General features: G+C 67.8%; 10 protein-coding genes and 1 pseudogene. 5 read left to right on the top strand and 6 right to left on the bottom strand.

What is annotated here, in order from left to right:
* Positions 1 to 31: 31 nt before the first annotated feature.
* Positions 32 to 451 (bottom strand): annotated as a pseudogene (locus DRB06_RS09975) (TIGR02391 family protein); the annotation flags it as partial.
* Between the two features lie 303 nt (positions 452 to 754).
* On the opposite strand from DRB06_RS09975, the gene DRB06_RS16205 reads away from it, so the two are divergent.
* Together DRB06_RS16205 and DRB06_RS09965 are read left to right on the top strand one after the other, a co-directional pair.
* Entirely contained in the window at positions 755 to 904 is a 150-nt protein-coding gene (locus DRB06_RS16205) for a hypothetical protein (protein WP_168709421.1), read from the top strand.
* 126 nt (positions 905 to 1,030) lie between these two features.
* On the top strand, positions 1,031 to 2,752 hold the full coding sequence (locus DRB06_RS09965; RefSeq protein ID WP_108965398.1) for an ATP-binding protein: 1,722 nt from the start codon (positions 1,031 to 1,033) through the stop codon (positions 2,750 to 2,752).
* Between the two features lie 614 nt (positions 2,753 to 3,366).
* Here DRB06_RS09965 and DRB06_RS09960 read toward each other — a convergent pair.
* On the bottom strand, positions 3,367 to 4,374 hold the full coding sequence (locus tag DRB06_RS09960) for an aldo/keto reductase (protein WP_111819846.1): 1,008 nt from the start codon (positions 4,372 to 4,374) through the stop codon (positions 3,367 to 3,369).
* Positions 4,371 to 5,327: an aldo/keto reductase gene (locus DRB06_RS09955; protein ID WP_111819845.1), complete on the bottom strand. Its 957-nt coding sequence runs from the start codon at positions 5,325 to 5,327 to the stop codon at positions 4,371 to 4,373. The genes DRB06_RS09960 and DRB06_RS09955 overlap by 4 nt, the downstream gene beginning before the upstream one ends.
* 274 nt (positions 5,328 to 5,601) lie before the next feature.
* Here DRB06_RS09955 and DRB06_RS09950 point away from each other — a divergent pair, with 274 nt between their 5' ends.
* Positions 5,602 to 6,192, top strand: coding sequence for a TetR/AcrR family transcriptional regulator (locus tag DRB06_RS09950; RefSeq protein WP_108965404.1), 591 nt, complete (start codon positions 5,602 to 5,604; stop codon positions 6,190 to 6,192).
* Positions 6,193 to 6,887: 695 nt separating this feature from the next.
* Here the strand turns inward: DRB06_RS09950 and DRB06_RS09945 are convergent.
* The 3 genes from DRB06_RS09945 to DRB06_RS09935 form a co-directional block, all read right to left on the bottom strand.
* Positions 6,888 to 8,378 (bottom strand): amino acid permease, encoded by a 1,491-nt coding sequence (locus DRB06_RS09945; protein ID WP_073329421.1) that lies wholly within the window; start codon positions 8,376 to 8,378, stop codon positions 6,888 to 6,890.
* Positions 8,379 to 8,595: 217 nt separating this feature from the next.
* Positions 8,596 to 9,066, bottom strand: coding sequence for a hypothetical protein (locus DRB06_RS09940; RefSeq protein WP_108965406.1), 471 nt, complete (start codon positions 9,064 to 9,066; stop codon positions 8,596 to 8,598).
* Between the two features lie 4 nt (positions 9,067 to 9,070).
* Positions 9,071 to 12,178: a glycoside hydrolase family 2 TIM barrel-domain containing protein gene (locus DRB06_RS09935; protein WP_111819844.1), complete on the bottom strand. Its 3,108-nt coding sequence runs from the start codon at positions 12,176 to 12,178 to the stop codon at positions 9,071 to 9,073.
* Between the two features lie 104 nt (positions 12,179 to 12,282).
* On the opposite strand from DRB06_RS09935, the gene DRB06_RS09930 reads away from it, so the two are divergent.
* Together DRB06_RS09930 and DRB06_RS09925 are read left to right on the top strand one after the other, a co-directional pair.
* A complete protein-coding gene (locus tag DRB06_RS09930; RefSeq protein ID WP_181574851.1) occupies positions 12,283 to 13,317 on the top strand; it encodes a LacI family DNA-binding transcriptional regulator in 1,035 nt (344 codons plus the stop codon).
* A gap of 510 nt (positions 13,318 to 13,827) precedes the next feature.
* Entirely contained in the window at positions 13,828 to 15,462 is a 1,635-nt protein-coding gene (locus DRB06_RS09925) for a DUF5129 domain-containing protein (RefSeq protein WP_258522228.1), read from the top strand.
* Positions 15,463 to 15,679 lie beyond the last annotated feature (217 nt).

Genomic DNA, 15,679 nt, shown 5'->3' with positions numbered 1-15,679 from the left:
CTGCCCGAGGCGGCAGGATGCGTGGAATGGATCAGTCCTTTGTCGCAGGGCGGCGTTCCGCGCCGTCCAGACGCCTCATCAGGTACGACAGGATGCTCAGGGCGTCGAGGCAATCCTCGTAAGTCAGGGCGCCCGTCTTGAGCAACTCCACCTGCTCCTCGTGGTCGATGGTGTTCCGGAAGGCGCTGAGAACGCCGAGTGAAAGATTCTGCTGGCCCCGGTCGACGTTGTCTGCGGTCTGCTCGGTGAATCCGCCGTTCCTCATGTGTCGGGAGAATACCGAGATCGACCCGTCCTTCCCGAAGGACTTGGACAGCATGCGATAAGGGTCGTCTCGCGGAATCTCGGATTTCGTCGCTGTCGCGCCAACGTATCTCTTCACGGCCTCGTCGACCGCATGAAAATAGTCACCTCGCTCGTAAAAAACGCGCGCAGCGTCCTGGATCTCGTGGTGGAGCCTGCGCCAAACGTAGTCCGTGTACGGCGGTGCGAGACAGTGTTTTTCTCATTCAGGGCCGCTTCCTGATCCGCCGTCAGGTTGAGGCCCTCAGAACTCACGTACTCGAGTACCGTTTCGGCCGCCGAGCGGCTCTCCTCCAACTGGATTTACGCTGTCCAGTCCTTCCTTGAAATCTCGGCACTTCGCTGTCCGCGAGTCTTGCGCTTCTGCGACCGTCAGGCCCTCCATTCGCGACCCACCCGAGCGGCGCGGGCCGGGGGCTCCTGGGCATCCTCGCCGGGGGTGGTCAGATCCATGCGCTCCAACACGCATCGGGACACGCGGCCGGAACTCGCGATCCGGCACCTGCTGCACGCCCGGGGGCTGCGTATCTGGGAGCACGTGCCGCCCGAGGAGGCCGTGCGGCTCATCGTCCGGGCGCTCGAGGCGGACCGGGACGAGTGACGCATTGACGGGGCGCACGACTCACTGCTCTCAGTGGCACGCTCACTCACATCACTGAGGTGCTCACTCTATAGAGTGACGCCCTCACTCTAGAAAGTGAGACTATCACTGACGTACACTGAGGTCGTGACTGACGAAGAACTCCAGGAGCACGTCGCCCGCATCCGGCGGCTGGGTGCGGATGACGCCCGCGTCGAGGTCAAGGCCGCGGTGCGCGACATCCCCAAGGGTATCTGGGACTCCGTATCCGCATTTGCCAACACGGAGGGCGGACTGATCATCCTTGGGCTCGACGAGAGCCTGGGCTTCACAGCTGCCGACGGTTTCGATGCCTCGAGGATAGAGAATGCCCTCATCTCCGGCCTGGACGACGCAGAGCGTGCCAACCCCAAGGTGAGGCCTGTTCCGCAGTACCAGGTCGACCGCGCCGAGATCGATGGCGCCCAGGTCGTTTGGGTTCGCATTGAGCCTCTCTCGGCCACCCCGGACAGGACGGCGCCCTGTCATGTCGTTGCGCAGGGCCTGGAACGGGGAAGCTATAAGCGAGTCGGTGATGCGGACAAGCGCCTGACTACGTACGAGGTACACCTCCTGCGGACGCGGAACGTCAACGAGCATGCCGATCGCCAGCCTGTTGACGGGCACACCTTCGCAGATCTCGATCCGGACCTGGTGAGCCGCACGGTGGAAAGGGTGCGGGCAAGCGGCTCGCGTGCACTCGCCGGGCTCGCTCCGGATGATCACGTATCTGCATTACAGAGGCTCAACGCTCTTACGGCCGACGGCACTCCCACCCTGTCTGGCTATCTGGCTCTCGGTATTTACCCACAACAGGAGTATCCCCAGCTGACCATCGATGTAACCGTTCATCCTGGTACCGCCAAGTCTCAGGACCCCACCGTCAGATTCGTAGATCGCCGTAACTGTGATGGTCCACTGCCGCAGGCGATTGACGATGCCGTACGCACCGTCATGCGCAACCTGCGCACGCGTCGAATCGTTGAAGGGACCCGTGGCACTGACGTTCCCGAGATTCCGGAGGATGTTCTACGAGAGGCCATTGCCAACGCGGTCATGCACCGCGACTACTCCCGCTTCGTCACCGGGCAACAGGTTGCTGTCAACGTGTACCTCGATCGCGTAGAGGTCATCAACCCCGGCGGCTTCTGGGGCGATCGCACCAAGGAGAACGTCACCGATGGTCACTCTGCGTCCCGAAACGAGGACTTGGCCCGCCTGCTTACGGTAGTACCCATGCCTGACAACCGCTCCACGGTCTGCGAGAACCAAGGGTCGGGGGTCGTTCGCATGGTCAACGAGATGCGTGCTCACGGCCTGCCCACTCCTGACTACAGCACATCGACGATCGACCACGTAGTCGTTCGCCTTGATCGCTTCGGCCTCATGGATCCGGAGACGGAGGAATGGCTGGGAACGCTGCCCGGGCGATCCGGCTTCTCTCGCAACCACGAGGCCGCGCTCGCCCTGGCCAGACGGAATGGAACCGTGAGTGTGGTCGATCTGCGCGACAACCTGGGACTCGACTCTGACGACTGCCGTGGTGTTCTCGCGCAGCTTGTGGCCGACGGTCTCCTGGTGGGCATGAATGACGGCCCCTATGCGATCGCCGATCAGACAAGGAGCGTTGAGAAGACGGGAGCTGAGTGGGAGATCCTTGCCGTCCTGAGTGCGGACGAAGCTCTTTCCATTCGGGATGTGGCAAAGGCCACCGGTAAGACGCTCACTGCGCTTCGGCCGGTGCTGCGAGAACTCGTCGAGCGTGGCCTGGTGGTCGCGACGGCGCCGCCTACGAGCCGCAGCCGTAAGTACCTGCTTGCAGGCGGGTGACAGTCGCCCAAGGTTCGCGCTGGCCGGTGGGGTCGGGTTGTCTCTCCCGGCCCCACCGGCCTTGGCGGTGAGGTGGCCGCGTCCGGGGTTTCCCGGCTCTTCGTGTTTGAGAGTTTGGCGGTTGGCGGTGCGGGCCTCCGCGGTGGCGCGGCCCGGAGGTGCTGGGAGCGCGGAGCCGAAATGCTAGGACTGCGGAGCCGTGGGGGTGTTGGGAACGCCTCTTCGGCGTCTACTACGCCGGTTAGCCCTCTGTTGAAGACTCCATAGCCCTTCAGCAAACACCTAACCGGCGTAGTAGAGCACGAACCGGCGTAGCAGACGACCCCGGCCATGGGCACCAAGACGCCGTCGGCCCCGCTCCCGCTGCCCGTCGTCCTCCTGGAGCGCCAGACCCCATAGCAATCTCGCATACTGGCTCGGCCTGAATCCAGTCCGGACCCAGACCCCGCACGCACCCTCACAGTGGCAGACCCGCCGGCACCCACCACCACACCCCCAAACACGAAGAGCCTCTTTCACCGCTGCGTTCTCAGCAGGCCGGCGCGCAGTCGACGCCGGGCGCGCCGACATCCTGTGGTTCCCGTAATCGCTGTGCGGCCTTTCCGCGGCGCCACTCAGTAGTTCGAGAACCGCGCATCGCGCTCAAGCGCCGCCATCCGCGCCATCTCCGCCTCCGTCAGCTCGAAGTCCCACACGTCGTAGTCCTCGTTGATGTGCTGCTGGTTGGAGGAGCCGGGGATGCAGACATTGCCGACCTGCAGGTGCCAGCGGATGATGATCTGCGCGGCGGACTTGCCATGCGCCCGGGCGATGTCGCTGATCGTCTCGTCGTCGAAGAGCGTCTGGGTATTGCCGCGCCCACCCAGAGGGAACCAGCTTTCTAGCACCGTTCCGTACTGTGCGATGTGCTCCTTCATCTGTCCGCTCTGGTGGTACGGGTGCGTCTCATTCTGCAGGAGTGCGGGGCGGATGCTGGTCGCCTCCACGAGCCGGTCGAAGTCCTCCGGCTCGTAATAGTTCGACAGGCCGATCGACCGCAGCCGACCGTCCCCCACCGCGCGTTCCAGCGCCTGGTAGGCGTCCACGTCGTTCGCCGGCTGACTGTGGTGCAGGATCATCAAATCGATGTAGTCGACGCCGAGCCGCTCCAGGGAGGTGTTGATCGCCGCGTCGGCGTCGTCGTAATCGGTGGTCCATATTTTGGTCGTGATGAACACGTCCTCGCGGGCGACGACGCCCTCGTCGATGGCCCGCTGCAGGCCCCTGCCGACGCCGGTCTCGTTGCCGTAGATCCGCGCGGTGTCGATCAGCCGGAATCCCGCCTTGAGGGCCCAATAGGTCGAGTCCGCCGCCTCCTCGTCCGACAGGGAGAAGGTGCCCAGGCCCAGGATCGGCATCTCGTAGCCGCTGTTCAGGGTGACGGTCCGGGCGTCGAAGTCGAAGACGGGGGAGCCGGACACGGCCGGGCCCTGCGGGGAGGCGCCAACACCGGGGCCTGCGTCACCGCTTTCGGTCTCGGCCCCGCTTCCGCCTCCGCCTGTGGCGGTGCATCCGGCGAGCGCCAGGCACAGCAGCAGGAGGATCGCGGCCAGGCCTTCCCCGGCCCGCTGCCGCCGGTTCATCGTCTGAAGCCGCGGTGTCCGTGCACCCGCAGCGTGCCGAGCTCGGCATCGAGGGCCCGGAACTCCGCGTCGGTCAGCTCCACCCGGCTCGCGCCCAGGTTCTCGATGATGCGTTCCTTGTTCTTCGAGCCGGGGATGGGCACCGTGCAGGACCACTTGTGCAGCATCCACGCCAGGCTGATCTGCGCCGGGGTGGCGCCCTTCGCCCGGGCGTAGCGGCTCACCAGCTCCACGATGGGCCGATTGCCGCGGAGGTTGCGCCGGGACAGCTGCGGCACCCAGGTGCGCACGTCGTCGAAGGACTCGAACTCGGTGCTCTCGGTGACCTTGCCGGACAGGAGCCCGCTCGCCACAGGGCTGAACGCCACCAGGCCGATGCCGTGCTCCTCGCAGTAGGGCAGCACCTCCGCCTCCACGTCGCGCTCCACCATCGAGTAGATGTTCTGCACGGCCGTGAGCGGATACGCCCCGTGGGCGCGGCGGATCACATCGACGTCGACCTGCGACAGCCCCCAGCCCCGGATCAGGCCCTCCTGGGCCAGCCGACCCATGGCCTCGGCGACCTGTTCCACCGGCGTGGAGCCCAGGCGATGCAGGTAGTACAGGTCCACATAGTCGGTGCGCAAGCGCTCCAGCGACGCCTCCAGGTGGGAGCGGATCTCCCCGTAGACGGAGCCCCGCCCGCCCGAGGCGAACAGCTTGGTGGCCAGCACGACGTCGTCGCGCACCTCTTCCAGCGCACGCCCCACAATGCGCTCGTTGTGCCCGACGCCGGACAGTCCGGGGCTGTAGATCTCCGCGGTGTCGAAGAAGGTGCAGCCGTGCTCGTAGGCGCCGCGGATGGCCTCGAGACTGTACTGCTCGGGCGGGATGCGGCCGTATCCGTGGCTGAAGGCCATGCAGCCCATGCCCACCTCGGAGACGGTCAGCTCACCGATCCGGCGCGTGTTCATGCCATGTCTCCTCTTGGTGTCCTCTTGCTTTTGAGTGGTGTTCCGCGAGTGCGACGACGCCGCGGGCGGCGACGAGGCGGCTCGCCACGCCGCGGGGGCGGCATCTCCGGTGCGGCGTGATTGGTGCGGACGACCACGCCGTACACTGTGTTTTGCAACTCGCGTTACTTATCCTACGAAGGGCGCGTGTCGGCGACAATGGACGACTCCGCCGAGAAGGTGGCTTAAGCAACCCCGATGCGGCCCGAGTTGCATATCTCGTGAAAGGAAGACCGTGCGCACCACCCCCGCCAAGGACCTGCGCGTCACCAAGACACTCGAGGCCATCGACCGCACGTTCCGCGCCATGATGCTTCAGGGCGGCTACGGGTCCATCACCGTCAAGGCCCTGTGCGAGCGGGCACGCATCAACAAGAAGACCTTCTACCGCTACTACGAGACGCTCGACGACCTGCTGGCCGAGGTCATGTCCGCCTACGCCTCGGCCTGGCGCGAGCGCACGGTGCACCTGGGAGGAGCCTCCGACTTCGCTCAGATGACCCGCGAACTCTTCTACTTCGGGGCCGAGCAGGACGAGCTCTACGACGTCATCACCTGCGACCCGGCCTGGGACGGGATACGGCGGCAGCTGCAGGACGACGCCAGCGGCGAGCATGCGGAGAACGTGCCCGCGGGCTTCACCCCGGAGCTCTGGCACCTGCTCTACGCCTACGTATCGCAGGCCGGGCTGGCGATGTACCGCGCCTGGGTGGCCGACGGCAAGGCCATCCCCCTGCCGCGGGCGGCCGAAACGGCGGCCAGGCTGGTGTGCCAGGGGAGCGATGCGCTCACCTTGGAGTCGTCGGGGGCGTCCGGCCGCAAGTGACCGGCGCTGGTGCCGCGACGACGCCCTGGCCCCGCCGTCACTCACGTCACAGACGTCCTCACTTTATGCAGTGACACCCTCACTTCAAGCGCTGATGCGGTGGTCACCTCTGCGACCGCGACCGCGGGGGCCTGCGCAGCCCCCGCGTGGTTCGACCGGTGGGGGTGAGGGCGTAGCTGACGTGCCGGGTGTGCGCGGGCATGGTCTGGCCGGTGGGGTCGGGTTGTCTCTCCCGGCCCCACCGGCCTTGGCGGTGAGGTGGCCGCGTCCGGGGGTTCCCACATCCCCGGGGGCTCTGCCTCCTGCGCCGGAGCGTACCGGGGCGGGCTCCCATGTACCCGGCCTGGTTCTCGGTGGCGGTTCGGTCTTCGGGGTCCCCAACCCTCGCGACCCGCACCGTCCGGCGGCAGGAACCATGTAACTCGTCCCGCCTGGACGATCACCCCCAACCCCCCTGAGAAAGTCCGGGGAAGCTCGGCCGTCCGGGGTCGGTCCTGGTGTAATGGTCCCGTGGGTCGCCCCGTGGTGCTGGGTGGGCGTGCTTGGGCGGGCGTGCTGCGAGCCTTTGCCCTCTGTTGCGATGTTTTGCACCCTGGTGCACGGCGAATTGCCGTGCACCAGGGTGCAAAAGCTCGTGGTAGAGCCATGAGACCGTGTCATAGGCCGGCGGCGGCAGTGTTCCCGCCGTCGTCCACTTATGACCTCCGGTTCGCGGCCTCCTGCTCACGCGTGCTGGACGACGGCGCCAGCTCGGAGCGGGCCGCCCGCGGATCGCGGCCCCGCAGCCGGTTGATGTAGCGCTGGTACCAGGCCAGTGCCAGACCGAGGAACACGACCACGCCGCCCACGTTGTACACCAGCGTCAGCCACAGCGGCTGATCCAGCGGCGTCGTGCCGGCGATGAACACGAAGGCGAACACGGCCAGCAGGAACACCGCCACCGCCAGCCCCACCGGCCGCGAGCCCATGCGGAACTCCCGGGGCGCGGCGTCGTAACGCAGGCGCAGCACCAGGTAGGCCAGCAGGATCAGCAGCGGCGGGATGAGCGCCGTGGCCGCGGTCATGTTGATGACGATGCCCAGCAGGTCGTCGATGTTGCTCGATCCCAGCGCCGGGATGATCAGGATCGGCACCACGATGGCGAACTGCAGCCAGGCCGCCCGCCACGGAATGCCCTGCTCATTGAGCTCGACGAGCTTCCCTCCGAACACGCCCCGGGGGATCTCGGAGAAGAAGATCTTCACCGGCGTCGAGGTCCACATCAGCAGCGAGCCGAGCGTGGCCGCGAGCAGCACCAGCCCCACCACCCGGAAGGTGAGCGCCGCCGGCACCCCGAAGTGCTCGCCGACCGCCCCCATCACCACGAACAGGCCGTTGGAGTAGTCCAGGCCGCCCGTCGGGACGAACACGTTCATCAGCAGCGAGGCCACCGCGTACAGCAGGCCGATCATCAGCCCGGCGGCCACGATCGTGCGTACGAATGCCTTCACGCCGCCGCGCAGGTCGTTGAGGAACACGCCCACCGACTCCGCGCCGCCCACGCCCTGGATGATCCAGGCCAATGTCCCCAAGAACGCCCAGGTGGTGGCGAAGGAGGATGTGTCCGGACGCAGTGCCCGCAGCGTAATGGGGGAGGCCGGTTCCACTCCGCCGATCAGGGCCGCCAGTGAGGCGACGATGAACACGCCCGTGAGCGCCAGCACCGCCGACGCGCCGATCGAGGTGACGGTGCCGATCCACTTCGCGCCCTTGGTGGACACCCAGGTGGCCACCGCGAAGATCGCGATCGACAGCACCGTGATCAGCCACGGTGACATCTCCCTGTCCCCGCCGGTGAGCAGGTAGGAGGTGAACACCAGGATCAACGGCAGCAGGGAGGCAAAGTAGAACAGGTTGACGAACCAGTAGCAGAACGCCGTCATGAAGGCCCAGCGCCCGCCCATGGAGGTCTTCACCCACTGGTAGACGCCGGACTCCGAGGAGCGGTTCATGGCCACGAACTCGGCGATGATGAGGGTGAACGGAACGAAGTACAGCAGCGTGGCCAGGAAGAAGGCCGGCGCCGAGGCCAGGCCGATCGCAACGTTGTTGTTGATGACGTTGCGGATGTTGAAGACGGCGGAGACCGTCATGGTCAGCAGCGCGAACTGGCCGATCCGCGCCCGAGTTTCAGAAGACGAAGACATGGTGCAGTCCCTTGTTCATGTGGATAAGTGCGGCCCCACGGCGTTACTCGCGTCTCAGGCGGGTCCACTGGCGACGACGAGGAGGTGTCCCCTCGCCGCGGCGTCCGGGCCGTCGGCGTGACCAGGAGGTCGCGGCCGGAGCCGCGCCGCAGGAAAAGCGTGGGGTTTGCGGTTGATAGGACGGTGGATGCACGGCGCCGACGGCGCCTCGGTTCGGTTACTTGTTGGGGAAGGAGGCCTCCTCGACGGTGACGCGGATGATGGCGGCCTCGCCGCTGCCGGGAAGCAGCCGGAACGCCTCGGAGACGTCGACCACGCCGATCCCCCCGGCGGGCACGGTCACCGTGCGCAGCGTCTCGGCGGCCTCGTGCACCTCCCGGTCGGTGAGGTCGTCATAGGGGGTGCGCACGGGGGCGACGGCGACCGGCGCCACCTGCACGGTCAGATCGGCGTCGACGGCGTGCAGCACGTTCAGGTAGCGGCGCGAGGTGACCAGGCCGTCACCGGCGTCCCAGGCGGCCAGCAGGTGGGCGGCCGAGTCCCTCCAGTAGGTCAGGGAGTCGCCCACCGAGTACGCCACTGCGGGCCGGATTGCCGGTAGGTGGTCGATCGCCTGGCAGACCCGCCGCCACTTCTTGACGGCGCCGCGCTCGCGGGCGAGTGAGTCGAGATCGGGGAAGAGCCGCATCGGTTCACGCTCCTGTTCCGGGGGTTGCGGGGGTTGTGGAGGACTCGGTTGCTGTGCCCGTCCCGGGCAGGCCGGATGCGGACTCGCCGGCCCCTCCGGTTGGAGCCACCCCGTCGGCGTCGCCGCCGTCCAGGGGGATCAGGTCGAAGGCGAAGGAGAAGTCCTCCAACCGGGTCCGGTAGGCCTCCAGCACCTCCGAGCCCCACGAGTTGGATCCGAGCCCGAGTACACGGTGGTTGACGTTGACGGTCACGTTCTCCCGGGGCACCAGATCGGTACGGTGGCGGGCGGCGTCGATGTCTTGGCATGTCCAAGGCCACACCGAGAAGTCGAAGTCCTCCGGCGGCTCGCAGGCGCCAGGCAGCGGGGTGCGGGCCAAGGCCAGGCCCGCGCCGTTGGTGTCGGTGAGCGTCAGCCAGCGCACCCCGCCCCGGTTGGCGCAGTCCTGCGGCACCACGTAGGGGGTCTGCATCTCCTCCACGGCGGCGCTCCAGCGGCCCACGACGGCGGCCGTGCGGGAGTCGGGGTAGTTCTCACCCGGGCCCAGCCCCAGCCACTCGACCGTCCGGGCGTAGCCGGGGGCCTCCAAGGTGAGGCCGATGCGCGGAATGATGTCGTGGTAGTCGCCCCAGGCGCGACCGACGGCGCCGACGCTCACCGTGGAGCCGGTGACCGTGTAGCTCAGGTCCACCTCGAAGCCCAGCGCCTGCGCGGGCGGACCGATGATTTGCGCCACCTCCACGACAACGGCGTCCCCCTCCCGCCGCAGCACCACCGACCGGGTGAAGGTCTGCATCAACTGCACGTGGCGGCCGGACCACAGCGCATCGAACTCCTGCTGGTGGTTGTCGATCAGCGGCGTCCAGAAGCCGACGGCGGGCGGCGCCGCCAGCACCCGTCTGCCGCCGCGCACCCAGGAGGTCAGGGCGCCGGTAACGATGTCGAAGCGGAGCTCCTGCTCCACTCCGAAGATGACGAACTCGTCCCCCTGGGCGCGCACCTCCATGCGGGAGGCGGCCCGGCGCAGGTGAACCGCGGCGTCGGGGCCGGCGTCGTCGGCGACGACGAACTGGTACACGCCCAGCTCATATCCCTCTGGCGCCCAGGGCGGGCGGGCTGTGGAGCGCACACGCACCCGCAGGTGGGTCAGACGCCCCGCCTCGACATCCACCGGCAGGACCTGGCGCATCTCCTGCTGCGGTGCCAGCGGCCCCGGCGCGAGACGACCCAGCGGCTCGGCGACGCCGTCGACGACCCGCTCCAGGTCCAGGACCACGTCGGAGGCGTCGGTGAAGAACCGGCCGTTGCGCACCCGCAGCTCGCCCTCCTCCCAAACCACGCCGATCGGGCAAATCACCTGCTTGTACTCGGCCAGGCCCGGGCTCGGCTCCTGCCAGGGGAAGACGAGCCCGTCGATGCAGAAGTTGGAGTTATGCGGGTAGTCGCCGTGATCGCCGCCATAGGAGTGGTACTCGCGGCCGTCCGCGGTCTGGGCCACCAGCCCCTGGTCGCACCACTCCCAGATGAACTGGCCCTGGATGGAGTCCCAGCGGTCGATGACCCTCTGATACTCCGCCAGGCCGCCGGGGCCGTTGCCCATGGCGTGGCCGTACTCGCACAGGATGCGCGGCTTGGGGTGCGGGTGCTCGCCGAAGTCGTTCATCTGCGACACGCGCGAGTACATGGTGGAGACCAGGTCCACGCATTCGGCGTCCCGGTCCTCCTCGTAGTGTACCGGCCGCGCATCCAGCTGCTTGCAGCGGGCGTACATGGCGCGGATATTGCAGCCGAAGCCGGACTCATTGCCCAGTGACCAGGCCACAATGCAGGCGTGGTTGCGCTCCTGGATCACCAGCCGCTCGATGCGGTCCACGAAGGTCGGCTCCCAGGCGGGATCGTCGGTGATGCGGGCGATGTCGCCGGTGTTCTCGAAGCCGTGGGTCTCCAGGTCGGTCTCGGCCATCACCAGCAGGCCCAGCTCGTCGCACATCTCGTAGAAGCGCGGGTCGTTGGGGTAGTGGGAGGTGCGCACCGCATTGATGTTGTGCAGCTTCATCAGCTCCAGGTCCCGGCGCACCCGTGCCATGCCGACGGCCCGGCCGCGGCGGTCGTCATGGTCGTGCCGGTTGACCCCACGCATCTTGAAGTAGGTGCCGTTGAGCAGTAGGCGGCCGTCCTCGATGCTCACTTCGGCAAGGCCCAGGCGGTGCGGTACGGTCTCGGCGACGGTGCCGTCGGCGTCGTGCACGGACATGACCAGGTCGTACAGGACGGGAGACTCCGGGCTCCAGGTGCGCGCCTCGGGCACGTGCAGGACGCAGGGGGCGGCGTCGGTGGCCGTGCCATGCAGCGGCGTCCCGTCCGGGCCGGTAAGGGTCAGGCGGACGTTGCGGGCGGCGCGGGTGCGCACCGCCACCGTCACCTCCGCGCCGCCGTCGTCGCTCAGGCGGGTGGTGACGTGGAAGTCCTCCAGCCGCGCGGCCGGGCGGACCATCAGGTAGACGTCGCGGAAGATCCCCGACGCCCACCACATGTCCTGGTCCTCCACATAGGTGCCGTCGCTGAACTGGAGGACCTTGACGGTCAGCAGGTTGGCGCGCCGGGTCAGCAGCTCGGTCACGTCGAACTCGGCGCTGAGCCGGGATCCCTTGGTCATGCCGACGAAGGCGCCGTTGAGGTAGATCTCCGCGTAGGAGTCGACCCCGTCCAGGCGCAGCACCGCCTGCTCGCCCGGGGCCAGGACGGGTCGGAGCAGTTCGCGCTGGTACACGCCCGTCGGATTGTGCGAGGGGACTTCCGGCTGCCTGACCGGAAAGGGGAAGCCCTCGTCGGTGTACTGCAGTGGACCGTGTCCGTCCACCTGCCACAGGTGAGGGACGCGCACCCGCCCCCATTCGGGGTGGGGTACGGCCAGGTGTTCGGCGCGCACCCGGCGGGGGGAGTCGAACAGGCGGAAGAACCACAGACCGCTCAGGTCCGTGAATCCCCGGGAACGTGCCCGGTCCCGGGTGGCGGCCGCCTCGGGGGAGTCGTATCCGAAGAAGTAGGCCCGTGCCGGCAGACGGTGCCGATGGGGCAGACCCGGGTTCTCCCAGTCATTCGCATGCACCATTGACGTGCTCCTTTGACGATGGAACCGCTTCCACGCTTTTGTGGAAGCGGTTCCACAATGTAGGGGTACGTTGCACGGAACGCAAGTGGGATGCAAGAATCGATATGTTCGAGCAAGATGAGTCCGTGACTTCTCCGGGCAGGCGCGTGACCATCGCCGACGTCGCCCGCGCCGCGGGCGTGGCGCCGTCGACGGTTTCGCGCGCGCTGAACGGTTCTCCCAAGTGCAAGCCGGCCACGCGCGAGCGCGTCATGCGAGCCGTGGAGCAGACGGGCTTCGTCGTCAACCGGCGGGGGCGAGCGCTGGCTGTGGGCCGCTCGGAGGCGATCGCCCTGCTGTTCACCGACCCCTTCGCCGAACTGTTCACCGACCCCACCTATGCGCGCCTGTGCGATGGGATCGTCTCGCGACTCGCGGACGGGCCCAACCTGCCGATGATCCTGGAGGCGGCCACGCCTGCGGAGCGTGAACGTGTGCTTGAGCATGTCGGGCGGGGCGCCGTGGACGCCGTCATCGTCATCACGCCTTATGCGGGCCGTGAGTTGCTGGACCGACTCGCCGAACTGTCGGTGCCGGTGGTGCTGTGCGGCCAGTTGGAGGGGGATCCCTACCGGGGGGTCTTCTCCACGGTCTACTCCGACGACGTCATAGGCGCCGCCCTGGCCGCCCGGGCGCTGGAGGAGGTGGGACGAGAAGCGCCCGTCAGCGTCATGGGTCCGGCCGACAACCCTGCCTCCGTCGACCGTATCCGCGGCTACCGGCGCGTACTCGGCTCCCGCCTGGGCGATGAGCGGGTTGTCCACACCGGCTGGGACCAACTCAGCGGGCATCGGGCCATGCGTGAGATTCTCGCCCGCGGCATCGGTTTCGACGCAGTACTGGCGGGATCGGACCGCATCGCGGTCGGGGTCATCGAGGCCCTGCGGGAGGCCGGACGGGAGGTGCCCGGCGAAGTGTCGGTGGTCGGATTCGACGATCACCCCCTGGCAGCTCAGTATGAGCCGGCGATCACCACGGTGCATCAGCCGCTGCGGGAGGAGGGGAAGCGCGCCGCCGAGATGGCGGTGGACATGATTGACGGCGTGGAAGCCCAGACGGTGGTCATGGACATGTACCTGGTGGAGCGGGACACGGTGTGATTGCCGGCCAGGTGGGGCCGGATTGTCTCTCCCGGCCCCACCGGCCCGTGGCGTCGAGGGGAGCCTCCCCGGGGTTCCCACATCCCGGTGGCTCACGCCTCCTTCGCCGGAGCGGAACGGCGCGGGCTCCCATGTACCCGGCCTGTCCTCGGTGGTGGGTCGGTCAGCGGGCTCCCCAACCCTCGCGACCCGCACCGTCCGGCGGCAGGACTCATATAACCCGCCCCGCCTGGACGATCACCCCCGACAGACCTTGGAAAACACGGGGAAGTTCGGCCGTCCGGCGCCGACGCCGGTGCACGGCCCGTGGGTATCCCCGGTGCTGGGCGGGTGTGCTGCGAACCTTTGCCCTCTGCTGCGACGTTTTGCACCCTGGTGTATGGCAAATACCCGCACACCAGGGTGCAAAAGCTCGTAGCAGGCGCGAGCCTCCCTGCCGCGGCGCGGGCAGCGCTCCCCATGGCCCCGGCCGCGCCCGAGCCGTTACTGTTCTGCAAGAATGCTCCGGAGGTGCCCGTGTCCGACCTGATCGTCCGCTGGGGCGGCCTGCGCGCCGTCGCCGCCTTTACCATCAAGTCTGTGCTCATCATCGTGCTCGGTGTGATCGTGCCGCTGTACGCACTGGACCCCTTCGGTGCCACGCACACACCGGCGGTAGAGATCCATGACGAGGCCGAGGTGGTCGACGACGACGCCCTCCGGTCCGCCCTGGAGGGTGTCGGCTTCCGCCGCGACATCCGCCTGGCCGTGTTCACGACGGACGACGTCGACCCCTACGCCAGCTCCGACACCGTCTTCAACGACGCGGTCCTCGACTATGCCCTGAAAGAGCAGCCGTCGTGGATCTCCACCGCGGACCCCGACGTCTGGGCCGACGGCCTGGTGATCCTCGCCGTGTCCCCGCAGGGGCGGTGGGTCGGCTGCTACTTCGGCGAGGACGTCAAGGTCGACCTGCGCACTCAGCAGAAGATCCAGGACGCCGCGAAGAGCTCCTTCCGCCTGGCGCGCTGGGACGTCGGCCTGGAGACCATGGCGCAGCGCACCGCCGACTTTGTCGGCAGGCCGATCCCTTCCACGGAGGTGGCGCTGCTCGTGGCGTTTGTGAGCCTGGCCGCCGCCCTTGCGCTGCTGGCGTGGATGTTCTGGTCCCGCCGCGAGGCGCGCGACGCCTACAAGCAGGCCCGCCGTCACTTCACGCAGATCACCACCGACTACGACGCCACCCAGATCCGTGCCGGCACCATCCCCGCCGACGATGCCCACGGCGCCCAGGTGCTGGCCCGCTTCGCCTGGTTCGAGGAGCGCTACGCGGGACTGGTGCGTCTATTCAGCGACTTCGGCTCCCCGCGCGGCGCCCAGTGGTTCATGAGCAGCCGTCGACGGCGCGCCCAGAAGCTGGCCGCCAGCGCCAAGGAACTCGACAGGGTCGACGACGTCATCGCCGCCGCCTCCACCTTCCTCACCCTCGGCCTGGGTTGGGAGAAGGTGTGGGAGAACGAGCAGGGGCCGGTGCACGAGGATCTCGCCTCCTACGCGGCCCTGTGCACCGCCGTTGTCAACAGGACCCGGCTCGCCCACGTGAGCTTCGACGTCGAAACCGACCGCGCCTGGATACAGAAGCGACGCGACCGCCTGGCGGCTATGACGGTTGAGTTGGCACAACGAACGCTGACGCCCTCGGCGGCACTGAACGAACTGGACACGATTGCCGCGGGCGTGCACAGCCGCTGCGACATCCTGGCCCGGCGTGCCCTGGCAGCGGATACCTCCCGTCTGGGCCGGGAACGGCTAGGCCGTTACGAGTACAGTCGCCGGTCGAGCGCCTACCGCAACAGCGGCCCCGACTACCTGGGCTGGTGGAGCGCCCGCAGTGGTCGCATGCACTACAACCCCGCCACCACCATCCGCATCAACTCCAAGTCTCCGGGCCTGCGCGCCCCGGGCCTGTCCTCCTCCGGCACCGGCCCGGTGCCGCAGTTCTCCCGTCCGGTCGCCAGCCTGGTCACCGGTTACAGCAGGGCGTCCACCTACACTCCCGCCTCCAGCAGTAGCGGTTACCACGGCTCCGGCTCCTCCAGCCACTTCAGCGGCGGTCACAGCAGTCACAGCAGCTTCCACGGCTCCGGCTCCTCCTCCCGCTTCTGAGCGAGACCAGCAGTGCGCGGTCAGCAATCCCGGGGGCGCCCGTGTCCGATCTGATCGTCCGTTGGGGCGGCCTGCGCGCCGTCATGGCGCTCGCCGGCAAGTTCTTGATCGTCGTGGTGCTGGGCCTGGTGGTCCCGCTGTACATCGCGGCACCCTTCGGCGCTACGCACACCCCGGCGGTAGAGATCCACGATGAGGCCGAGGTGGTCGACGACGC

The sequence above is a fragment of the Actinomyces sp. Z5 genome (assembly GCF_003287795.1).
Classification (GTDB): Bacteria; Actinomycetota; Actinomycetes; order Actinomycetales; family Actinomycetaceae; genus Actinomyces; species Actinomyces glycerinitolerans.
This window is presented reverse-complemented; position numbering and strand designations above follow the sequence as displayed.

Coding starts and splice junctions, on each gene's coding strand:
- DRB06_RS16205 (WP_168709421.1), top strand. CDS start 755: ATGCGCTCCAACACGCATCGGGACACGCGGCCGGAACTCGCGATCCGG.
- DRB06_RS09960 (WP_111819846.1), bottom strand. CDS start 4,374: ATGAACCGGCGGCAGCGGGCCGGGGAAGGCCTGGCCGCGATCCTCCTG.
- DRB06_RS09955 (WP_111819845.1), bottom strand. CDS start 5,327: ATGAACACGCGCCGGATCGGTGAGCTGACCGTCTCCGAGGTGGGCATG.
- DRB06_RS09945 (WP_073329421.1), bottom strand. CDS start 8,378: ATGTCTTCGTCTTCTGAAACTCGGGCGCGGATCGGCCAGTTCGCGCTG.
- DRB06_RS09940 (WP_108965406.1), bottom strand. CDS start 9,066: ATGCGGCTCTTCCCCGATCTCGACTCACTCGCCCGCGAGCGCGGCGCC.
- DRB06_RS09935 (WP_111819844.1), bottom strand. CDS start 12,178: ATGGTGCATGCGAATGACTGGGAGAACCCGGGTCTGCCCCATCGGCAC.
- DRB06_RS09930 (WP_181574851.1), top strand. CDS start 12,283: ATGTTCGAGCAAGATGAGTCCGTGACTTCTCCGGGCAGGCGCGTGACC.